Source organism: Micromonospora arida (assembly GCF_003857035.1).
GTDB lineage: Bacteria > Actinomycetota > Actinomycetes > Mycobacteriales > Micromonosporaceae > Micromonospora > Micromonospora arida.
This window is the reverse complement of the sequence record NZ_QGSY01000245.1, coordinates 1-20,731: the sequence shown is the minus strand read 5'-3', so window position 1 is coordinate 20,731 and position 20,731 is coordinate 1. Positions and strand designations below refer to the sequence as shown.

Here is a 20,731-nt window from a genome sequence, read left to right as displayed (position 1 = left end):
CGACCGCCCGCCGGTCCGCTGCCGGGCGTCGACGTCTGCTCAGCCGGTCGGCGTGGGCGTGGGTGTGGCGGGGACGCCGCCGCTCGGCGTGGGTGTGGGTGTGGCGGGGACGCCGGCGGCCGGGTTCTCCACCAGGCGTCGTTCCAGGTTGACCTGGGCCTGCCCGGTGCCGCCGACGGTGATGGTGTCGTACGCCTGGAGCAGCTTCTGCTGGTCGAAGTAGAGCACGCTCATCGACAGCGGGGTGGGCTTCTCACCCTCCAGGCCGCGCAGCCCGGCGCCACCGGTGGAACCCTCCACCATCAGCGTGGTGCGCTGCTGCCCGGGCGCCTGCGGCAGCTCGGAGACCTGCCGGGAGTGGGTGTGCCCGGCCAGCACCAGCGGGCAGGTGCCGGCGAGCGGCCCAGCCGACGCCGGGTCGTGCACGAGCGCGATGTTGACCGGTCGCGGTGAGCTGCGGACCGTCGCGGCGAGCTGGTTGCCGGCGCCGATCACCTGGTCGGCCACCTGCTGGGTCAACCCGCTGCCGGCCGGGGAGGTGTTCTTGTCCGGGGTGAAACGCGGGTCGCCGATGCCGGCGATGGTCAGCCCGGCGAGCGTCGTGGTCGTGTTGTTCAGCACGATCGCGTTCGGCTGACGGGCCACCGCGGCTGCGGTCTTGCCGGAGTCGTGGTTGCCCCGGATGAAGACGTACGGCTTCTTCAGCAGGCCGATCGAGGCGACGAAGGAGGCTTCCGGTTCGCTGCCCCAGTCGGTGATGTCCCCGGTGTCGATCACCACGTCGATGCCGAACTGCTCCACGACCGTCCGGATCAGCTGCCAGCCGGTCGGGTTGAGATGCATGTCGGAGACGTGCAGCACCCGGGTGGTGCCCGGGGTCGGCTCCAACAGCGGAAGCGCCGAGACGGTGGTGTAGAGCTGGCTGACGTTGCCGACCAGGCGCTGCAACTGCTCCGCGTACTTGGTGTAGTCGTTGGCGATCCGGCGGGCGTCACCGACGATGGCCGGCGCGTTGACCAGCAGCCCCTCGTAGCGCGGTTCCTCGATGGCCTGTGGACGAAGGGTCGCCGCCGCCGTGCCGAGGCTGCTGGCGGTGACCAGCAGCGCCAGCCCACCCGCCCAGGCCGTGCGCCGGACGTCGCGGAAGATCAGCCCGGCCAGGATCAACGTGACAAGCACCGACGCGCCGAGGGTACGCAGGCCGAGGCGCATCACCCCGGAGCGGACGTCCTCCACGGCGCTCTGGCTGGCCCGGCTGATGCTGGCCGGATCGTCGATCAGCGCCTCGGTGCGCCCCTGGTCGAGGGCGCCCAGCCGGACGGTGAGATGGGTCGGCCCGTCGTGGCTGTCGAGCAGCAGCGCGCCGAGCGGCGGGATGTCGACGGTGGTGCCGCCGTCGCGGGCGGGGGAGATGCTGAGGTTGGCCCGGAACGGGCCGATGTCGGTGCTCACCTGGCCACCGGCCAGCACCCCGAGCACCGCCCCGGCCAGGGCCACGGCGAGGACGGCGACGATCAGCCCGAGGCGGCGCAGTGGGCCGGCCGCGCCCACCCACCAACCCGTCGGGCGCGGCCGATCGTCGCCGGTCACCGGGTCGTCCCGGTCATCGGCGTCGTCGTGCCCCTCGTCGCGTTGCCCGTCCATGCTGAAAGTCTGACCTGCCCGTCGAAAGATCTTGGCAAACCTGAGCGGATGGTGACGCAATCAGCTGCGTCCGCCGTCACCACCCGCGAAGACCACCCGCAGGAGCCGGTCATCGTCGCCCGCCGGGTCGCCCCGGCCGTCGTGGTTGGAGGTGCTCACCCAGAGCGACCCGTCCGGTGCCGCGGCCACCGCACGCAGCCGACCGTAGCGGTTGGTGAGCAGCTCACTGGGCTGACCCAGCAGGGTGCCGGTGTCGGTCAGCTCCATCACCCAGAGGCGCTTGCCGCGCAGACAGCCGGTGACCAGCAGCCGGTCCGTGGCGGCCAGACCGGAGCAGGACGCGTCCGACGTCGCCCACTGCGCGATCGGGTCGGTGAACCGCTTGTCGCCGGCCCGGCCCTCGACCTCCGGCCACCCGTAGTTGCCGCCCTTGGTGATCTGGTTGATCTCGTCCCAGGTGTTCTGGCCGAACTCGACGGCGTACATCCGCTTCGCGGCATCCCAGGCGAGACCCTGGACGTTGCGGTGCCCCAGGGACCACACCGGGGAGTTGGGGTACGGATTGCCGGCGGCGGGCTTGCCGTCCGGGGTGATCCGGAGGATCTTGCCGCCGAGGCTCTTCACGTCCTGGGAGAGGGGGCGCTGACCGGCGTCACCCGTGCTGACGTAGAGCTGCTTGTCCGGGCCGAAGCCCAGCCCACCACCGTTGTGCACATTGGCCTTGGGGATGCCGGTGAGGATCGGGGTGGGCTGCCCGCCGAGTTGCAGCCGGGCGACCCGGTTGTCCCGCTCGGTGGTGTAGTAGACGAACACCGTCCGGTCCCGGGCGTAGTCGGGGGAGACGGCGATGCCGAGCAGGCCACCCTCGCCGGCCGCCGCCACGTCGGGGATCGTCTGCACCGGGCGGACCCGCAGCCCGTCCGGCCCGGACTCGGGCCCGACCTGGAGGATCCGGCCGTTGTCCCGTTCGGTGACCAACGCGCCGCCGTCCGGTAGGAAGGCGATCGCCCACGGCACCCGCAGACCCTTGGCGAGCACTGTCGCCACCGCCTGCTGGCCGGCACCGCCGGGGCTCGCCGACGCGGACGGGGTCGGCAGGTTGGGCGGTTCGCCGGCCGGGTCGGGCTCCGGCTCGCCGAAGCTGCAACCGGCGGTGAACAGCAGCGCCGCGCAGGACGCCGCGAGGGCCACCCGGAGGCGGTGGATGCGAGGGTACGGGGGACGGGCGCTCACCCGGCCCAGGGTAGCCCGCCGCGCGGCCCGGCCGGGCCCGTCGAGATGCAACGGGTGCCGATCGACCCGCCCGGTGATCCCCGGTGGGCCACTCACCGAGCCCGTACGGCCAGCAGCGCGGTGTCGTCCTCACGGTGTCGGATCGAGGCGAGCAGCAGGTCGCACAGGTCGTCGAGGGGCAGCGTGTCGGTGCCGGTGAGCCGGCCCACCAGCTCCGCCAACCCCTCGTCGATGGAGCGGTCCCGCCGTTCGATCAGCCCGTCGGTGTAGAGCAGCAGGGTGTCGCCGGTGGCCAGGACGGTCGACTGGCTGCTCCGGGGCGACGGGCGGGCCAGGCCGAGCAGCGGCTCCGGCGTCGCCTCCAGGGCCTCCACCGCCCCGCCGGCCCGGACCACCAGGGCCGGCGGGTGCCCGGCGTTGGACCAGGTCACCTCGTGCACACCGGCGCGCTGCGGACAGATCCGCACCAGCGTCGCGGTGGCGGCGATCGGCAGGCGCAGGCCACGGATGGCGCCATCCAGGTCGGCCATCAGTGACCCGACCGCGTCCGGCCGGCCGAAGGCGTTGCCCCGCACCAGGTTGCGCAGCTGGCCCATGGTCGCCGCCGCCTCGATGTCGTGCCCGGCCACGTCCCCGATCGCCGCGATCACGTCGCCGTCGGGCTGCACGAAGGCGTCGTACCAGTCACCGCCCACCTCGACCCGGTCGGCCGCCGGCTGGTAGCGGGCCGCCAACTCCAGCTCCGCCACCATCGGCAGCCGGGGCAGCATGCTGTGTTGCAGGACCTCGGCGACGTGCCGTTGCTCGCCGTACATCGAGCTGTTGCCGACGGCCTGGCCGGCCCGGCGGCCGATGTCGACGGCGGTGAGCAGGTCCCGGTCGTCGAACTGCTGACGTTGGCCGCCGTTGACGAGGGTGATCGCGCCCAGCACCGTGCCGCCGGCGCCCCGCAGCGGCACGCTCAGGTAGGAGGCGATGCCCAACCGACTGGCGATGGAGGCCATCTCCGGGTGGGTGGTGCCCCTTGTCACGTCGGCCAGGGACGCCACGCTGCCGAGCCGGGGCTGGCCGGTCCGGAGCACCGCCCGGATGATCGACTCCGGGCTCAGTCCGGTGCGCAGCAGATCGCCGAAGCGGTCGACGTCCGCCGCGCGGGCCGGGTCCCTGTGCACCGAGACCACCTCGCGGGGCAGGCCGGTCGGCCCGATCAGGGTGAGCAGGCACCAGTCGGCGAGCAGCGGCACCATGGTGGCGGCGAGCCGGCGCAGCGCGGTGCCCACGTCCAGGGTGCCGGCCAGCGTCTCACTCACCCCGGCCAGCAGTTCCAGCCGCCCGTGCGCCTGCACCACCCGCCGCCGGGCCTCCTGCGCGCCGTCGAGCGCGATCCGCAGCCGCAGCTCCGACGAGCAGGCGGCGGCCAGGTCGGCCAGGGTCCGCAGCTGCGCGGCCGTCCAGGCGCGGGGCTTGTTGTCGATGGCGCAGAGCGAGCCGAGCACCCGGCCGGAGAGGTCGGTCAGCGGCATCCCGGCGTACGCGACCACGCCGAGGTCGTCGATGGCCAGGTTGTCCCGGACGCGGGGGTAGAGCCGGGCGTCGGGCAGCACCATCGGCGCCTCGATGCCCACCACGTGCTGACAGAACGAGTGGCTCAGTGGGGTCTGCCGGCGCTCCGACCAGGGGTCCGGCAACCCGACTGCGCCCGGGAAGAACTGCCGGTCGGTGGAGACCAGGGAGACCAGCGCGACCGGCACGTCCAGCAGGTCACTGACCAGCCGCGCGAACCGGTCGAATGCCTCGTCCGGGACGGCGTCGAGCCCGGTGTCGGCGAGCGCGCGCAGCCGTTCCGGGTCGCCGAGCACCGAAGGTGGCGCGATCGAACGCCGGGCGGGGCCGGGGGAGCCGTCGGTCATCGAGCACCTGTCTGCCGGGCGGGGGCCGACCGGCCTCCGACCCTTCGTTATACCTCGTCGGGGTCGGAGTCGAACATCGGTGTGCTGAGTCTCGCCCGCCGCGACCTCGCGCGCCATCCCCCGGGACGTCGGTTCGCCGCCGTGCCTCCACCAGCCCGAGCGGCGGGGACTATCGTCGGCGGACGTGAAGGTATGGATTCCGCACCAGGCCGGGCTGAACCTCCTGGGTGAGCTGCCCGCGGACGTCACAGTGGAGGTCTTCGAGCACACCGACCGGATGCCGTCCGAGGCGGCCGACGTCCGCTTCTGGGTGCCGCCGTTCCTGGGCGGCTCGGACGCGACGGCGGTGCTGCGGGAGCTGCCCGACCTGGCGGTGGTGCAGTTGCTCTCCGCCGGGGCGGACGCCTGGGCCGGCCGGACACCCCCGGGTGTGACGCTCTGCGATGCCCGGGGCGTGCACGACCCGTCCACCGCCGAGTGGGTCGTCACCGCGATCCTCACCCAGCTGCGGGCGTTCCCGGCGTTCGTCCGCGCGCAGGCCGAGCGGCGCTGGACGTTCGCGGAGAACACCCCGACCGACGAGCTGACCGGTAAGCGGGTACTCATCATCGGCGCCGGCTCGATCGGTGCCGCGGTGCGTGACCGGCTCGCCCCGTTCGACGTGAGCTTCACCCTGGTCGCCAGGACGGCCCGCCCGGAGCAGGGGGTGCACGCCGTCGAGGAACTGCCCCGGCTGCTGCCCGACGCGGACGTGGTGGTGGTGCTGGTGCCGCTCACCGACCAGACCCGTGGCCTGATCGACAAGGCGTTCCTGGCCGCGATGCCGGACGGGGCGCTGCTGGTCAACGCCGCCCGGGGCCCGGTGGCGCACACCGATGCGCTCGTCGCCGAGCTGGGCACCGGTCGGATCTCGGCGGCGTTGGACGTCACCGACCCGGAGCCGCTGCCCGCCGACTCTCCGCTCTGGGTCATGCCGAACGTGCTGCTCACCCCGCACGTCGGCGGGTCGGTGCGCGGGTTGTTGCCACGGGCCTACCGGCTGGTGGGCGATCAGGTCCGCCGGTTCGCCGCCGGGCAACCGCTGATCAACACGGTGGTCGACGGCTACTGATCAGGGGTGTGGGCCGGAGCGTCCGGCAGCGGCTGGCCGGTCGCCGCGACCAGTTGGGGCAGATCCGCCCCACGGACGGCCGGCAGGGTGACCTGGCGGCCGTCGTCGAGCCGGGCCACCGCGCGCCCGCGCTGGTCGGTGGTCAGCTCGAGGACCTGGTCCCACTCGATCCGACGCTGCCCGACCAGCGCCCGGATGCGCAGCTCCCGCGCGTCGGCGTCGGTGCCGGCCCGCCAGGCCCACACCGCGACGGCGAGCGGGACGAGCAGCACCGGCAGCAGGTAGTCCCGGGCGTTGGCCAGCGGCAGGGCGCCGACGAAGGCGATGATCGCGGCCACCAGGATGGCTTGGTTGTACCGGAAGCGGACCGTGTCGGGCTTACTCACCCTCCGATGATCCCACTTCGGGTTGTTTCGGCTCGCGGCGGGCGGTGCCGGCAGCGTGCGGTACGCCGTACAGTGACACAGGTCGTTGTCTCCCCTGAGTGACCGGCAAGTAACCATTTCGGCCGTCCATCGTTGCCAATCGTGGGTAGCGGACTCGCAACGTCCGATGTCCCGCACCGCCGCACCGCCGCACCGCCGCACCGCCCCCGTGCCCCCTCACGAAGGCGACCGCCGTGCTCCTCGCGTACCCGTTCCGCGTCCTCGTCCCCCGCCGTGCGGCACCGGAGGCCGCCACGTCCGTGGCGGTGGCGCTGCTTTTCCTCGCCGGTTCCGTCGACCTGCTCCCGCCCTCGGTGGTGATCGCGCTGGCCGCCGGTGCCGGCGCCACGCTCGCCGGGCTGCGACTGTCCCGGCTGGCCTCCCGACGCGGCACCGATCCGACACCGCGTGCGGCGGGGGTGCTGCTCGACGCGGCGGTGGTGGCGGCGGGCCTCACCGCCGTCGTGCTGCCCCTGGCCGGCATCGGGCACACCTTCCCCGTGCTGATCGGGTCGCTGGTCGTGGCGGCTCTCTCGACGGCCGGTCTGTACCGGCTCCCCGGCCGATCGCGACCGGCGGCTTCGGTCCGGTTGCGGTGGCTGGTCGAGTCGGCCGGCCCGGCCCTCGGTCTGGCCCTCGCCGGCTGGTTGCTGCTGCCCCCCGACGGCCTGCCGGTCCCGGTTCGGCTGGTCGCCGCGTTGACGCTCGGCGGGTTGGGCATGGCCGCGTTGAACGCGTTCGCGGGGCCACGTCGGCGCTCGGGTACGGCGCTCTGCCGGGGCGGTGTCCTGCTCACAGTGGGCGGGCTGGTGCTGCTGGCCGCGTTGCCGTCCGCGCCGGCCGGCCGGGCGGCCCTGCTGGCCGTACCCCCGTTGGTGTTCGGGATGTTGCTCGTCGCGGTCGGCGCGGCGGATGCGGCGGACGACCCGGAGTCGGTGGAGCCGGTCGCCGCTGCCTGGCCCCGGTCGGTGCTGCCCGCGGCGGTGCTGCTGCTGGCATCGGGTCTGCACCTGGGAGCCGGCCGCGCACCGGATCGGACGAGCGTGCTGTTGGCCCTGGCGGCGGTGCCGCCCCTGGTGCTGCGCGAGCTGCTGCGCGCGGGCGACACGTCCACGTCCGTTCGGCGGGCCGCTCATCGGCGACCGGCCGGCCGTTCGCTGCGGCACCGCCGTGCGGCTCCGGGCCGCTGGCCGGGCACGCCGGAGCCGCCGCCCGAGCGGGCCCTCGGCGTTTCGGAGGGCGCGGCGACCGCGATGGGTGCCGGCTCGACCTGGTCGCCTGATCACAGTTCCGCGTGGTCGGGTCTCAACCGGCGACCCGCGGCGGGGAGCGGCACCCCCGGCGACCGGGCTGCCCTGCTGGACGCCCTGGCCGCGATCGGCGACGTTCCGGCGCCGGCCGGCGCGCTGCTGCTGGTGGACCTGCACGGCACCGAGGGGTTCGGCCCGACGGCCCGGGAGGACGTGGTGGCCGAGGCGGTGCACCGGGCCCGCGCGGTCATCGCCCCCGACGATCTGGTCACCGGGTGCACGGGTACCGGGTTCGCGGTGGTCACCGCCGCCGGCCCGGTGCTGGCGTACGCGCTGGGCACCCGACTGTTGAGCGCGCTCGGCCCGCCCTACCGGCTGGCCGGCGCGATGCTGCGCGTGCAGACGAGCATCGGGTTGGCCGAGGTGAGCGGCGCCGGGCCGGCGGACGTGCTCCGGCAGGCCGAACTGGCCCGACGACGGGCCGTGCAGCTGGGCCGGGACCGGGTGGAGTGGTACGACGCGTTTCTGGAGGAACAGCTGGTGCGCCGGCTCGACCTGGAGCGCGAGCTGCCCGGTGCGGTGGCGCGCGGCGAGCTGGACCTCGTCTACCAGCCGGTGGTCGACCTGGCCGACGGGCAGCCGGTGGGCGCGGAGGCGCTGCTGCGGTGGCGCAGCCCGGTGCTCGGCACTGTCCTCCCGGCCGAGTTGATTCCGGTCGCCGAGGACCTGGATCTGGTCGGCGAGTTGGAGTGGTGGGTGCTGGACCGGGCCTGCCGGCAGTTGTCCGACTGGTCGGTGGGTGTTCGGGAGCTGTGGATGGCGGTCAACGTGACAACCCGGGAGCTGACCACTCCCGACTTCGTTCAGCGCCTCGCGGCAGTGCTGGCCGCGTACGGGGTGCCGCCGGAGCGACTGGTGGTGGAGGTGAGCGAGCCGAGGGTCGCCGGTGATCTGTCGACCGTGGTGGCTCGGCTGGCCGGGCTCCGGTCGCTGGGCGTACGCACCGCGTTGGACGACTTCCGGGCCGAGCACGCCTCGCTGGCCCAGCTGCGCCGCCTGCCGATCGACCTGCTCAAGGTGGGCCCGGAGTTGGTGGGCGCACGACCGGACGGGCAACCGCCGCTGATCGACGTGGTGGTCAACGTGGGCGAGCGGCTTGGCGTCGAGATCGTCGCCGAGGAGTTGGAGTCGTCGACCCAGGTTGAGGGAGCGCGCCGGGGTGGGTGCCGGTACGGGCAGGGGTTCGCGTTGGCCCGTCCGGCGACCGCCGAGCGGGTCGAGGCGTACTTCGAGGAGTTTCCCTCAGCCTCTCGCTGAACCGGTTCATCTCACCCGGGGCGGTGCGGTGCTGCCGCGTGGCGTGAGGTGGGGCGTCTCGTCCTGCACCCGCCCGGCCGGTTGCCCGGCGACGACGGCGAGCAGTTGCCGGGCGGCGTGCGCGCCGTACGCCGGGATGTCCCGGCCCAGCGCGGTCAGCGGCGGGTGCACCAGGCGACACAGCGGTGAGTCGTCCCAGGCCACGATGGACAGATCGCCGGGCACGGTCAGGCCCATCTCCTGGGCGACGGAGAGCCCGGCGATGGCCATCACGTCGTTGTCGTAGACGACCGCGGTGGGCCGGTTGGCCGAGCTGAGCAACCGGCGGGTGGCCCGGCCGCCCTCCTCGCCGGTGTAGTCGGACCAGACCGTGACCGCGTCGACCAGACCGAGCCGCCGGCAGACCGCCGCGAAGGCTTCGGTGCGGATCTCGGTGTGCCGCAGGTCGGGCAGGCCGGCGACCCGGGCGATCCGCCGGTGCCCGAGCGCGACCAGGTACTCCACCGTCTCGGTCAGCGCGGCGGCGTCGTCGGACCAGAGGCTCGCCAGCTCACCGGTGCCGCCGGGGCCGCCGATCACCACCGCCGGCAGTTGCAGTTGTTCGAGTGCGGGGATGCGACTGTCGTCGGTGCGCAGGTCGCAGACGAGCACCCCGTCCACCCGTCGTTCGCCCCACCAGCGCCGGTAGACAGCGATCTCGGCGTCCGGGTCGGCCACCACCTGGAGAGTGAGCGCGTACGAGCGGGAGGAGAGTTCGGCCTCGACGCCACTGATCAGCGCCATGAAGAACGGCTCGACGCCGAGGGTCCGTGCCGGTCGGCACAGGGCCAGGCCGATCGCCCCGGCGGTGGCGGCGGAGAGGGCGCGGGCGGCGCTGCTGCGGCTGAAGCCGATCTCCGTGGCGATGGCCAGGATGCGCTGCCGGGTGGCCTCGGAGACGCCGGGCTGCCCGTTCAGCGCGTACGACACGGCGCCCTTGGACACCCCGGCGCGTTGGGCGACGTCGGCGATGGTCGGCCGCTTCACCGGCGTGCTCCTTCGCTCTCTGGCCGTTGACAGCCCGGATTCCGGACCGTACCGTAGCTCAGCTTATCCGGTTCAGTACGGCATCTCTCGATGCGGGAAGGTGCGGTGGAATCGTGAGCCGACAGGCACTCTACGACGGTTGGACAGTGCGAGCGGCCCCCGGAGCGCAGGTGCCCGAGGAGATCGCCGGCCGGTCCGTGCCGGCGACAGTGCCGGGCTGCGTGCACACCGACCTGCTCGACGCCGGGCTGATCCCCGACCCGTACCTCGACGACAACGAGCGGGCGGTGGCCTGGATCGGGCGCACCGACTGGGTCTACCAGTCCACAGTCGTCCACCGGGCGGGCGACGACGAGCGTGTCGACCTGGTCTGCGCCGGCCTGGACACCGTCGCCACGCTCACCCTCAACGGTGTGGAGGTCAGCCGCACCGCGAACATGCACCGCGGCTACCGGTTCGACGTCCGACCGCTGCTGCGCGACGGGAACAACGACCTGGTGGTCACGTTCGACTCCGCGTACCGCTACGCCGAGGCACAGCAGGAGCGGCTCGGCGACCGGCCGAACGCCTACCCGGAGCCGTTCCACTTCATCCGAAAGATGGCCTGCAACTTCGGCTGGGACTGGGGGCCGACGCTGGTCACCGCCGGTATCTGGCAGGAGATCAGCCTGCACGCCTGGTCGACCGCCAGACTGGCCACCGTCCGTCCACTGGTGACCATGGACGGTCGCGACGGCCGGGTCGAGGTGCACGTCGAGGTCGAGCGGGTCGCGGACGTCCCGCTGACCGTCCGCGCCGCCGTGGCCGGCGCCCGCGCCGAGGTGGTCGTCCCGGCCGGGCAGCGCACGGCCGTGCTCACCCTCACCGTCCGCGAGCCCGCGCTGTGGTGGCCCCGGGGGTACGGCGAGCAGGCCCGCCACCCGATCGAGGTGACCCTGCACGCACCGGACGGAGACACCCTGGACACCTGGTCGCACCGGATCGGCTTCCGCTCCGTTCGGCTGGACACCACACCCGACGAACACGGCACCCCGTTCGCGTTGTCGGTCAACGACGTCCCGGTCTTCGTCCGCGGGGTCAACTGGATCCCGGACGACGTGTTCCCCACCCGGATCACCCGGGCCCGCCTGGCCGAGCGCTTCGACCAGGCGGTCGCGGCCAACGTCAACCTGCTGCGGGTCTGGGGCGGCGGCCGGTACGAGTCGGCGGACTTCTACGACCTCGCCGACGAGCGTGGTCTCCTCGTCCAGCAGGACTTCCTCTTCGCCTGCGCCGCGTACCCCGAGGAGGAGCCGTTCGGCACCGAGGTGGCCGCCGAGGCCGCCGAGCAGGTGACCCGGCTCGCGCCGTACCCGTCGCTGGTGCTCTGGACCGGCAACAACGAGAACATCTGGGGCTGGCACGACTGGGACTGGCAGCAGGCCCTCGCGGGGCGCACCTGGGGGCGCGGCTACTACCTCGACGTGCTGCCCCGGATCGTCGGCGAGCTGGACCCGACCCGCCCGTACTGGCCGGGCAGCCCCTGGTCGGGCAGCGAGGCGATCCACCCCAACGACCCGGCGTACGGCACCACCCACATCTGGGACGTGTGGAACACCGACGACTACACCAAGTACCGGGAGTACGTCCCGCGCTTCGTCGCCGAGTTCGGCTACCAGGCCCCACCGGCGTACGCGACGCTGCGCCGCGCGTTGAGCGACGCACCCCTCGCCCACGACTCACCGGGCATGGCGCACCACCAGAAGGCGGCCGGCGGTGACGCCAAACTCCAGCGGGGCCTCGACGCGCACCTGCCCGCCCCTGCGGACTTCGACGACTGGCACTACCTGACGCAGCTCAACCAGGCCCGGGCGATCCAGCTCGGCGTCGAGCACTTCCGCTCCCACCGGGACGTCTGCGCCGGCACCATCGTCTGGCAGCTCAACGACTGCTGGCCGGTGACCTCCTGGTCGGCCGTCGACGGCGACGGCCGCCGCAAACCCCTGTGGTACGCGCTGCGCCACGCGTACGTCGACCGGCTGCTCACCGTTCAACCGCGCGACGGAGGCCTGGCCCTGGTCGCTGTCAACGAGACCGCCGAGGCATGGACCGCGACGGCCGCGGTCACCCGGTTCACGCTCACCGGGGAGCCGAGGGCGAAGACCTCGGTCGACCTCGACGTCCCGGCGTACTCCTCGGTGGTGCTGGCGCTGCCGGCGGACCTGGCGCGGCCGGAGGATGCCCGGCGCGAGTTGCTGGTCGCGGACGCCGGTGGCACCGCGGAGCGTGCCCTGTGGTTCTTCGCCGAGGACCGGGAGGTGGACTGGCCGGCGGCGGCCTGGGACGCCACGGTCGAGCCGGTCGACGGCGGGCAGCGGGTCCGGGTCACGGCCCGCACGGTGCTGCGCGACCTGACGCTGTTCGCGGACCGCCTCGACGCCTCCGCGGAGGTGGACAAAGCCCTGGTCACCCTGTTGCCGGGCGAGTCGACCATCTTCACCGTGCGCGCGCACACCGCGCTGGACCCGGCGGCACTGACCAGCCGCCCGGTGCTGCGCTGCGTCAACGACATCCGCCAACGCTAAGCCGACCCCGCTTACGAGCAGAGGCTCATGGGGCGAGCCGATCACGTCCCTGTTCGGGCACGATCATCGCGTAGCGCGGCGATGATCTGGCCGACGGAAGTGGACGGGTTGCCCTCCGGGGGCGGGTCAAGCCGATCAGCCCGTCGGCAGGCGTCCTCAATTCGGTCGCGGAAGTTGGCGAAGTCGAGCGCGGTCTTGTCCCAGGCAGGGTTGTGTTCGCGCAACAGGTCGCGGGCCCGCTTGGCGTTCTCCACGAACCTGGTGTGGTTGCTGTAGTGGAGCAGCAGCCACACCTCGAAGCAGGGATTGGACCAGGCCAGCTTTGACATCGGTGGCGCCAGCTTCGCGGGCCGCCTGCTCCGTGGCGAATTCATCGACGTCGCAGACGGCCCATGCCTCGTCGAAGTCGTCGCGTTGACGGCGTCGTGCCGCACCTCGTACCACGTTGACCGGCGAGCCGCGTTCTGCCACGACGACCACCCGGGGCCGTACCCACGCCTCCTGCTTGAGGCCGGTGAAGTAGGCCCGTTCCGTCAATTCACCGTTCGTGGCGATCAGGATGGTTGTCCGTTGTTCCCGGTTCGACGCGCGTCGTCGCAGGTCGGTCTCCCGGCCACGGCCGGACCGCGAGCCGGCGGCTTGCCGATTACCCTGCCGTGGCGTCATTCGGGCCTCCACGGTTGGCAAGGGCCTGTTCGAACAGGTCGGTGGACAGGTTGGGAACCGCGCCGTAGTTGCCGTTTAAGTAACGACGCTGACGGTTCTCGCCTTCCTTACGGGGCCTGAAATCGGTCAGCGGGTACAGCGAGGACGCGCCCTCGTCGTCTTTCTCCACGAACCAGATCTCGTCGCGGCGCAGGATCTCCTCCCCGTCGAGGGTGCCGAGTAGGGCGGCGTCGTGACTGGTGAAGATGAGTTGGCTGCCCAGGGGGTTCGCCTGCGGGCTACGGAACAGGCTGACGAGCTTCGCGGTGAGCACCGGATGCAGGCTGGCGTCGATCTCGTCGATCAGCATCGTGGCACCGGTGCGCAGCATCGTGGCGGCGTGCAGGCCCAGGGTCAGTAGTCGCTGTGTGCCGGTCGACTGGTTCTGTAGGTCGAGCAGCGCGAGACCGTGCGGTCCCTGATGCTTGAACAGGATGACCGGTGGGCGCCGGGCTCCCGCCATTGCCTTTTTCACCCGGGCCCTCATGCCCTGGGCCGACGACTCGGCCCAGGCGGAATGGTCGTCGGCCGGATCCGAAAGAACTACGACGTCGACAATCCCGACATCAGCGGCCTGCAACAGATCCACAGCGAGCCGGCGTACCTCGTCGGCGTCCGATTGACCGATGCGGATGAGGGTGGACAGCACAGGGGTGGGGTCAGTGCCTTGACCCATCAGGTAGAACCACCGGTAGGTGTCGTGCAGCGGCTGGGGGTCTGCCGGGTCCGACTGGGGGCGGCTGTGACCAAAGCGGGCGACCGTGCTGAGGAAAAGCGCTGTCGGAGCGGTGATGCCGGCGATCTGCTCCAGGTCGTTACGTCGGCCCGTCTCCTCGCCCCAAGAGAAGGTGTCGCCGTCCCGCTCGAACACGCGCCGCCTGCGCCCGACCGGATAGTGGTAGAGCCATTCCTCCAGCACCTGGTCGTCATCGATCGTGAAGCCGTAGGTGTGCCGGGCTCCGCCGAGCAGAAGGTCGACGACATAGCGTGACGGCTGGGTGGCGAGTTCCGGATCCAACCCGAACGGCTCTCGGTGCAGACCTAGACCAGGCTCGACCGCGCGGTCGGATTCCACGACGGTCTGCCGCATGAACGCCAACGCGCCGAGGCAGTTTGACTTGCCAGAGGCGTTGGCCCCGAAGATGCCGACGACCTGGACTGCCTGTGGGGCCGGCTCGTCGGCCGAGGCCCCGTTCCCGTAGACGGGCGTCAGGTTGAGCTGGTGCTCGTCGCGGAACGATCGGTGGTTGGCGAAGCGGAAACTCAGCAGCATTAGCCGTGTGCCCCTAGTTCGTGGGGTGTTACAAGCGCATCCCTGCGAGTAAACCACGGGAAGGCGATGCAAAGCCCGTTGCGGACTAGTGCTGCCACGGCGGGTTGCTCCCTTACGGGTCAGCGATTGAAGACTTCTTCAACTGCTAAAGTCTTCGTATCGATCGGGAGAGGTGCTCATGTCGGTCCCGCTGTACCAGGCGAAGGCGGAACTCTTCCGCACCCTCGGGCACCCGGTGCGCATCCGGGTCCTCGAACTGCTCCAGGACGGCCCGAAGCCGGTCCGCGACCTGCTCGCCGTCATCGAGGTCGAGGCATCCAACCTCTCCCAGCAACTCGCCGTGCTGCGCCGCGCCGGGATGGTCACCTCACACCGCGACGGCCCCCTCGTCATGTACGCGCTCAGCACCCCGGACGTGGCCGACCTGCTGGCCGCCGGGCGGCGGATCCTCGGTGCGGTCCTCACCGACCGGGACGACCTCCTCGGCGAGCTGCGCGCCACCGGCGCGGACAGGTGAGCGGCGCCATCCCTGTCGTCCGCGAGCGGCTCCTCGGGCTGCTGCCCGGCCGAGCCGACTGGGCGGCCGTCCGTCGCTCACCGCGCCGAGACCTGCTGGCCGGGCTCACCGTGGCGGTGGTGGCGCTGCCACTGGCCCTGGCGTTCGGCGTCACCTCCGGGCTGGGCGCCCAGGCCGGGTTGATCACCGCCGTGATCGCCGGTGCGGTGGCCGCTGTCTTCGGGGGCTCCAACCTCCAGGTCTCCGGGCCGACCGGCGCGATGACCGTGGTGCTGGTGCCGGTGGTGCAGCAGTTCGGCACCACCGGCGTACTCATGGTCGGGGCGATGGCCGGTCTGGTGCTGATCGCGCTCGCCGTGGCCCGCCTGGGCCGGTACGTCCGCTACCTACCCACCCCGGTACTGGAGGGTTTCACCGCCGGCATCGCCGTGGTCATCGCACTGCAACAGGTGCCCGCCGCACTCGGCGTCAGCGACGCGCACGGGGAGAAGGTCTGGGCCGTCGCCTTCGACGCGGTCGCCCGTTTCGTCGTACACCCGAAGCCGGCCGCGCTCGCGGTGGCCCTCGCCGTCGCGGCGCTGATGCTGCTGGGCGCCCGGTGGCGACCCGGCCTGCCGTTCTCGCTGCTCGGCGTGGGCGCCGCCACCGTCTTCGCCGAGGTCATCCCGGTCGATCTGGTCCGGATCGGCGCTCTACCGCAGGGCCTGCCCGCGCCGTCGCTCGACTTCCTCGACCTCGACGCGCTCGGCGTGCTGCTGCCCAGCGCCCTCGCCGTCGCCGCGCTCGCCGCCCTGGAGAGCCTGCTCTCCGCCACCGTCGCCGACGGCATGACCGTCGGTGAGCGGCATGACCCGGACCGGGAGCTGTTCGGTCAGGGGCTGGCGAACCTCGCCGCCCCGCTCTTCGGCGGCATCCCGGCGACCGCCGCCATCGCCCGGACAGCGGTCAACGTCCGCGCCGGGGCGGCCTCGAAGCTGGCGGCCCTCACCCACGCCGTCGCCCTCGCGGCGATCGTGCTGGCCGCCGCGCCGTTGGTCGGCCGGATCCCGCTCGCCGCCCTGGCCGGGGTGCTGCTGGCCACCACCGTCCGCATGGTGGAGGCCGGCTCGCTGTGGGCGCTGGCCCGGGCCACCCGGGGTGACGCGGTCGTGCTGGTACTCACCTTCGCCGTCACCGTGATCTGGGACCTCGTCGCCGCCGTCGCGGTCGGCGTCGGCGTCGCCGTGGTGCTCGCCCTGCGCGCGGTGGCCCGCAGCGCCCGGTTGGAACAGGTGCCCCTCGAGCAAGGGGAACACAGCGCCGAGGAGTATGCGCTGCTCACCGAGCACATCGTCGCGTACCGGCTGGACGGGCCGCTCTTCTTCGCTGCGGCCCACACCTTCCTCCTCGAACTCTCCGAGGTCACCGACGTCCGGGTCGTCATCCTGCGGATGTCCCGGGTGACCACCATGGACGCCACCGGTGCGCACGTTCTCGGCGATGCGATCCGGCGGCTACGCGGACGCGGGATCACCGTCCTGCTCTCCGGCATCACCCCCGCCCACGACCAGGTCCTCGCCACCCTCGGAGTCGCTGACGACCTGCGTCGCAAAGGGCTGGTCTTCCCGGACACCCCGGCCGCGATCCGGTACGCCCGCGTGGTCGCGCTCTCCACGGTGGGCCACCCGACGGTCGTACCCGTCGACTGAGCGGTAGGTCTGTCAGGGCACTATTACCGCGTCGTGGCCGGCGTCAACAGCGCCGCCGACAACGGCGAAGTCCGACGTCGAATCAGCGGTATCGCGGGGAGCGCAATGATCACCGAACATGTCCGGGACGCGGCGGCGACGGCGTTCGTTTTCGGCTTCTTCGCCACCAGCTGGTTCGGTTGGGCGCAGGAGGCGCCCCCGAAGCCGTGGCGGCCGGTGCTCATCGCCGGTTCGGTTCTTGCCCTGCTCACGGCTGCCGCCGGGGCCTTGCTCGCCTGGCGTCACTGGTCGGACGGTACGGCGTTCGACGCCGACACCAGCCCCACCTTCGGCATCGTCGTCGGCATCGAGTTCGGCGTCGCCGCGGTCGGTGCGGGGGTGCTCGCTCTGCTGCGGCGCAATGAGCTGGCCGCCCCCTGGGTCGCCCTCGTTGTGGGCGTGCACCTCTTCCCGGTTGCGGCGCTGATCGACTATCCGTTGATCTACGTGGTCGCCGCACTCGTCACCGTGGTGGCCGTCGCGGCGGTGCCGGTGGCCCGGGCCCGCGCCGTGACGGTGAGCGCGGTGGTCGGGCTCGGCACCGGCGGTGTGCTCCTGGTCGCCGCGGTGTCCTCGCTGCTCATCGCCCTGTTGGGCTACTGAGGCCGGTCGCCGTCACACCGGGGTGACATCGCGGTGCCGGCCCGTCGGTGGACACCCGTGAGCGGCGGGCCCGAAGGTCTTCCTCCAGGCCCGCCGCTGGTCAGGACGTGTTGTCGGTCAGGCGCGGGCGGCGGCGAGCACCTGGCCGACCAGGGTGCCCGAGGTGCCCGAACGCTCGTACTCGGGCCGGTTCAGGCTGCCACCCATCAGCGGCGCGGGGTTGCGGTGCACGGCCGGGCTGTCCGAGCTGACCAGGGCCGCGAAGTGGTACTCGTCGGCACCGGTCGCCTCGACGATCCGGGCGATGTTGCGCGGGGTGATGCCACCGCCCGGCATGATGACGATCCGGTCGGCGGCCCGGCGCACCAGGTCGGCGATGAGCGGAGCACCCTCCAGCACGCTGACCTCCTGACCCGAGGTGAGCACCCGGTGCACGCCCAGCTCGATCAGCTGCTCCAGCGCCGCGTGCGGGTCGCGGGTCATGTCGAACGCCCGGTGGAAGGTGATGCTGACGTCGCCCGCGGCGGCGATCAGCCGGCGGGTGGTCGGCACGTCGACGTCACCCTCGGCGGTCAACGCGCCGATCACGATGCCGTGCGCTCCGGCCGCCACCGCGGCCCGCACGTCCCGCTCCATGGCCTCGATCTCGAAGGGCGAGTAGATGAAGTCGCCGGCCCGAGGGCGGACGATCACGTGTACCCGGATCCGGCTGACCGCGCGCATTGTCGTCTCGATGGTGCCCAGGCTGGGGGTCAGCCCGCCGTCGAAGAGCGCGGAGCACAACTCCACCCGGTCGGCGCCGGCCTCCTCGGCGGCGACCGCTCCCTCGACGCTGTCGATGCAGATCTCGAATGTGTTCATGATTCTTCCTTTTCCGTGCGAGGCGATGCCGCTTCGGTCCGAGACGATGCTGGGGTCCAGTCGATGACGGCCGTGACGGCACCAACGGGTACGCCGCCGCCGAGCACCGGCACCTGGCGCAGCGCGTCGGCCCCACCCACCGGTACGCCCACGGCGTCGAGGGCGGCGAGGGCGATGGCGGTGGTGGCTCGGGGCGAACCGTCGATCGCCTTCACCGCCACCGCGTGACCGTCCGGTGCGGCCACCGCGAGCACGCCTTCGGCCCCGCCCTTGGCGAGAACGCCGGGCAGCGCCCGCATCAGGTTGGTGTTCGGGTGCCCGTTCCAGCCGCCGACGTACTCCGGGTGCTGGCGCATGGCCTGCGCGACCAGCGCCTCGTCGCTGCCGGCGGGAGCGGTGACCAACGCCTGGAAGGTGCGGGCCAGGCCGGTCAGCGACAGGCCGAACAGCGGTGCCCCGCAGCCGTCGACCGCGTGGTGCGCGATCGGCGTCCCGGCCAGCCGGGCGACGGCGGCGGCGGTTTCCCGCTGGAGCGGGTGGTCGGGGTCGAGGTAGTCGTGGGTGCTCCAGGACCGGGCGACGCAGGCGACGAGCATCGCGGCGTGCTTGCCGGAGCAGTTCATCCGGATCCGGTCGCGCTGTCCGCCGGCGCGGATCAGCCGGTCCCGGGTCGGTTCGTCCTCCGGCCAGTCCACCGGACAGCCGAGCGCGTCCTCGGTCAGGCCGGCCCCGGTCAGCATCGTCCGAACCACCTCGACGTGCCGGTCGTCGCCGGTGTGGCTGCCGGCGGCGAGGGCCAGCGCCGGGCCGGTCAGCTCGTCGCCCGCCGCGATCCGGCAGGCCAGTGCCTGCACCGGCTTGAGGGTGGAGCGGGGCAGCACCGGCTCGTCGGGTACGCCGGCGGCGAGGGCGACAGTTCCGTCCGGGGCGAGCACCACGACGCTGCCGTAGTGCCGGCTCTCCACGAAGCCGTTGCGCACGACCCGGGCCAGTTCGGCGTAGCGGAAGATGGTCACCGGGGGGTGTTCCCTTCGAGGAGTGGTGGGGGCAGCTCGGCGGTCCGCCGTCCGCGCCGGCCTCCGAAGCGGCCGTTGCGGGCCTGGAGTACGCGGGCGAACTTCGACAGCGAGGCGTTGACCACCAGGTAGATCAGCGCCACCACCAGGAACGTCTGGATCAGCAGGTGGGTGTACGAGGAGAGCACCTGCCCGCTGTAGAGCAGCTCGGTGTAGCTGACCACGAAGCCGAGCGAGGTGTCCTTGAGCAGCCCGACCAGCTGGCTGACCAGGGACGGGGCGAGTTGGAGCAGCGCCTGCGGCAGGACCACCAACGCCATCACCTGCCCGCGGCGCAGCCCGACCGCGAGGCCCGCCTCGGTCTGCCCGCGGTCCAGTGCCAGGATGCCGGACCGGAAGATCTCCGCGAACGCCGCCGAGTTGGAGACCACCAGCGGCACCACGAGCTTCCAGAACAGCGGGAAGTTCAGCCCGTACTGCGGCAGTGCGAACAGCGTCACGTAGATCAGCAGCAGGGTGGGGACGGTCCGGAAGATCTCCACGTACGCGCCGGCCAGCCAGCGCAGCGGTCGATGCGTCGACAGCCGGCCGAGCGCCAGCAACAGCCCGAGCGCGGCGCTCAGCACGGCGGTCGCGGCGGCGGCGCGCAGCGTGGCCCACAGGCCGTTGAGCAGGTACCGCCAGATGGGCCAGGTGGTGAACGGCTCCCACCGGGCGGCGGCCAACTCGCCGTGGCTGGCGAACTGGTAGACCGCCGCGACCAGGGCACCGGCCAGGACGACGGCGCCCAGCACTGTGGCGATCCGGATCCGCCGTTGGGCGCGCGGGCCGGGTTCGTCGAAGAGGATCTGTTGCGTCTTGTTCATCGGACGATCGCCAGCCTTCGTTCGAGCAGGCCGGTGACCTGACCGATGATCAGCGCCAGCAGCATGTAGGCGAGGCCCGCGCCGGTGAACACGGCGATCGGTTGAGCCTCGACCAGGTTCACGGTGTTGGCCGCCTGGGTCAGCTCGACCACGCCGACGGCGGCGGCCAGCGAGGTGTTCATCAGCAGAGCGATGCAGATGTTGCCGATTGGCTGGATCACCGCCCGGAGTCCCTGCGGCAGGATCACGTGCCGCAGGGACTGGCCGAAGGTGAGCCCGATGGCTCGGGCTGCCTCAGCCTGGCCCACACCGACCGTGTTGATCCCGGCGCGGATCGCCTCGGCCAGGTACGCCCCCTCGTACACCGCGATGACGATCGCGGCGGAGGTGAACAGCGGGAACGTGATGCCGATGGTCGGCAGCGCGAACACGAAGAGCACCAGCAGCGCCAGCAACGGCAGGTTCTGGAACACCTCCACGTACGCGGTGCCGATGGCGCGCAGCAGCGGGACGGGGGCGATGCGCAGGGTGGCCACGACGATGCCCAGCAGCATCGCGCCGACGGTGGTCACGACGGTCAGTTCGACCGTCGTGACCAGGCCGTGGCCAAGCTCGCTCAGGTGGGCGGTGAGGGCTTCCATCGGTACGAGAGGCTGCTCGGGAGCCGTCGGCGGAACCGAGGG

General features: G+C 72.3%; 17 protein-coding genes and 1 pseudogene. 6 read left to right on the top strand and 12 right to left on the bottom strand.

The window, feature by feature from the left end:
- Nucleotides 1-39: 39 nt before the first annotated feature.
- The 3 genes from DLJ58_RS24725 to DLJ58_RS24715 form a co-directional block, all read right to left on the bottom strand.
- Entirely contained in the window at nucleotides 40-1,644 is a 1,605-nt protein-coding gene (locus DLJ58_RS24725; RefSeq protein WP_124859754.1) for a metallophosphoesterase, read from the bottom strand.
- A 60-nt stretch (nucleotides 1,645-1,704) separates the two neighbouring features.
- Nucleotides 1,705-2,877 (bottom strand): PQQ-dependent sugar dehydrogenase, encoded by a 1,173-nt coding sequence (locus tag DLJ58_RS24720; protein WP_124859752.1) that lies wholly within the window; start codon nucleotides 2,875-2,877, stop codon nucleotides 1,705-1,707.
- Nucleotides 2,878-2,969: 92 nt separating this feature from the next.
- Nucleotides 2,970-4,787, bottom strand: coding sequence for a SpoIIE family protein phosphatase (locus DLJ58_RS24715; RefSeq protein ID WP_124859750.1), 1,818 nt, complete (start codon nucleotides 4,785-4,787; stop codon nucleotides 2,970-2,972).
- Between the two features lie 184 nt (nucleotides 4,788-4,971).
- Here DLJ58_RS24715 and DLJ58_RS24710 point away from each other — a divergent pair, with 184 nt between their 5' ends.
- Nucleotides 4,972-5,898: a 2-hydroxyacid dehydrogenase gene (locus DLJ58_RS24710; RefSeq protein WP_124859749.1), complete on the top strand. Its 927-nt coding sequence runs from the start codon at nucleotides 4,972-4,974 to the stop codon at nucleotides 5,896-5,898.
- On the opposite strand, the gene DLJ58_RS24705 is transcribed toward DLJ58_RS24710, so the two are convergent.
- Entirely contained in the window at nucleotides 5,892-6,284 is a 393-nt protein-coding gene (locus DLJ58_RS24705; RefSeq protein ID WP_124859748.1) for a PH domain-containing protein, read from the bottom strand. The two genes, DLJ58_RS24710 and DLJ58_RS24705, sit on opposite strands and share 7 nt — an antisense overlap.
- A 233-nt stretch (nucleotides 6,285-6,517) precedes the next feature.
- On the opposite strand from DLJ58_RS24705, the gene DLJ58_RS24700 reads away from it, so the two are divergent.
- Nucleotides 6,518-8,890 (top strand): GGDEF domain-containing phosphodiesterase, encoded by a 2,373-nt coding sequence (locus tag DLJ58_RS24700; RefSeq protein WP_124859746.1) that lies wholly within the window; start codon nucleotides 6,518-6,520, stop codon nucleotides 8,888-8,890.
- A 6-nt stretch (nucleotides 8,891-8,896) separates the two neighbouring features.
- On the opposite strand, the gene DLJ58_RS24695 is transcribed toward DLJ58_RS24700, so the two are convergent.
- Nucleotides 8,897-9,916, bottom strand: a complete 1,020-nt coding sequence (locus DLJ58_RS24695) for a LacI family DNA-binding transcriptional regulator (RefSeq protein WP_124859744.1) — start codon at nucleotides 9,914-9,916, stop codon at nucleotides 8,897-8,899.
- A gap of 113 nt (nucleotides 9,917-10,029) precedes the next feature.
- Here DLJ58_RS24695 and DLJ58_RS24690 point away from each other — a divergent pair, with 113 nt between their 5' ends.
- Complete coding sequence (locus DLJ58_RS24690) at nucleotides 10,030-12,480, top strand: glycoside hydrolase family 2 protein (RefSeq protein WP_124859742.1); 2,451 nt, start codon at nucleotides 10,030-10,032, stop codon at nucleotides 12,478-12,480.
- 41 nt (nucleotides 12,481-12,521) lie between these two features.
- Here DLJ58_RS24690 and DLJ58_RS34935 read toward each other — a convergent pair whose 3' ends face one another.
- The 3 genes and pseudogenes from DLJ58_RS34935 to DLJ58_RS24675 form a co-directional block, all read right to left on the bottom strand.
- Complete coding sequence (locus DLJ58_RS34935; RefSeq protein ID WP_279635907.1) at nucleotides 12,522-12,809, bottom strand: RloB family protein; 288 nt, start codon at nucleotides 12,807-12,809, stop codon at nucleotides 12,522-12,524.
- 25 nt (nucleotides 12,810-12,834) lie between these two features.
- Nucleotides 12,835-13,146, bottom strand: a pseudogene (locus tag DLJ58_RS35195) (RloB family protein); the annotation flags it as partial.
- Complete coding sequence (locus tag DLJ58_RS24675; protein WP_124859736.1) at nucleotides 13,127-14,458, bottom strand: AAA family ATPase; 1,332 nt, start codon at nucleotides 14,456-14,458, stop codon at nucleotides 13,127-13,129. The pseudogene DLJ58_RS35195 and the gene DLJ58_RS24675, both read right to left, overlap by 20 nt.
- 178 nt (nucleotides 14,459-14,636) lie before the next feature.
- Here DLJ58_RS24675 and DLJ58_RS24670 point away from each other — a divergent pair, with 178 nt between their 5' ends.
- From DLJ58_RS24670 to DLJ58_RS24660, 3 genes are all read left to right on the top strand, one after another.
- Complete coding sequence (locus DLJ58_RS24670; RefSeq protein WP_124859734.1) at nucleotides 14,637-14,975, top strand: ArsR/SmtB family transcription factor; 339 nt, start codon at nucleotides 14,637-14,639, stop codon at nucleotides 14,973-14,975.
- On the top strand, nucleotides 14,972-16,663 hold the full coding sequence (locus DLJ58_RS24665) for a SulP family inorganic anion transporter (RefSeq protein WP_124859733.1): 1,692 nt from the start codon (nucleotides 14,972-14,974) through the stop codon (nucleotides 16,661-16,663). Before DLJ58_RS24670 ends, DLJ58_RS24665 begins: the two co-directional genes overlap by 4 nt.
- 105 nt (nucleotides 16,664-16,768) lie before the next feature.
- Nucleotides 16,769-17,305: a hypothetical protein gene (locus DLJ58_RS24660; protein WP_124859731.1), complete on the top strand. Its 537-nt coding sequence runs from the start codon at nucleotides 16,769-16,771 to the stop codon at nucleotides 17,303-17,305.
- Nucleotides 17,306-17,422: 117 nt separating this feature from the next.
- Here the strand turns inward: DLJ58_RS24660 and DLJ58_RS24655 are convergent, their stop codons facing one another.
- From DLJ58_RS24655 to DLJ58_RS24640, 4 genes are all read right to left on the bottom strand, one after another.
- On the bottom strand, nucleotides 17,423-18,166 hold the full coding sequence (locus tag DLJ58_RS24655) for a copper homeostasis protein CutC (protein WP_124859729.1): 744 nt from the start codon (nucleotides 18,164-18,166) through the stop codon (nucleotides 17,423-17,425).
- The gene (locus DLJ58_RS24650) at nucleotides 18,163-19,182 is read right to left on the bottom strand and encodes an asparaginase (RefSeq protein WP_124859727.1); all 1,020 of its coding nucleotides are present in this window, start codon (nucleotides 19,180-19,182) and stop codon (nucleotides 18,163-18,165) included. The genes DLJ58_RS24655 and DLJ58_RS24650 overlap by 4 nt, the downstream gene beginning before the upstream one ends.
- Nucleotides 19,179-20,048 carry an amino acid ABC transporter permease gene (locus DLJ58_RS24645; RefSeq protein ID WP_124859725.1) on the bottom strand — a complete coding sequence of 290 codons (870 nt, stop codon included), beginning with the start codon at nucleotides 20,046-20,048 and terminating at the stop codon, nucleotides 19,179-19,181. Before DLJ58_RS24645 ends, DLJ58_RS24650 begins: the two co-directional genes overlap by 4 nt.
- A partial coding sequence (locus DLJ58_RS24640; RefSeq protein ID WP_208741309.1) for an amino acid ABC transporter permease occupies nucleotides 20,045-20,731 on the bottom strand: 687 nt, incomplete at its 5' end. The genes DLJ58_RS24645 and DLJ58_RS24640, both read right to left, overlap by 4 nt.

Bases quoted from the DNA above. Each gene is read 5' to 3' on its own strand.
- DLJ58_RS24725 (WP_124859754.1), bottom strand. From the start codon at position 1,644: ATGGACGGGCAACGCGACGAGGGGCACGACGACGCCGATGACCGGGAC.
- DLJ58_RS24715 (WP_124859750.1), bottom strand. From the start codon at position 4,787: ATGACCGACGGCTCCCCCGGCCCCGCCCGGCGTTCGATCGCGCCACCT.
- DLJ58_RS34935 (WP_279635907.1), bottom strand. From the start codon at position 12,809: ATGTCAAAGCTGGCCTGGTCCAATCCCTGCTTCGAGGTGTGGCTGCTG.
- DLJ58_RS24675 (WP_124859736.1), bottom strand. From the start codon at position 14,458: ATGCTGCTGAGTTTCCGCTTCGCCAACCACCGATCGTTCCGCGACGAG.
- DLJ58_RS24670 (WP_124859734.1), top strand. From the start codon at position 14,637: ATGTCGGTCCCGCTGTACCAGGCGAAGGCGGAACTCTTCCGCACCCTC.
- DLJ58_RS24660 (WP_124859731.1), top strand. From the start codon at position 16,769: ATGATCACCGAACATGTCCGGGACGCGGCGGCGACGGCGTTCGTTTTC.
- DLJ58_RS24655 (WP_124859729.1), bottom strand. From the start codon at position 18,166: ATGAACACATTCGAGATCTGCATCGACAGCGTCGAGGGAGCGGTCGCC.
- DLJ58_RS24645 (WP_124859725.1), bottom strand. From the start codon at position 20,048: ATGAACAAGACGCAACAGATCCTCTTCGACGAACCCGGCCCGCGCGCC.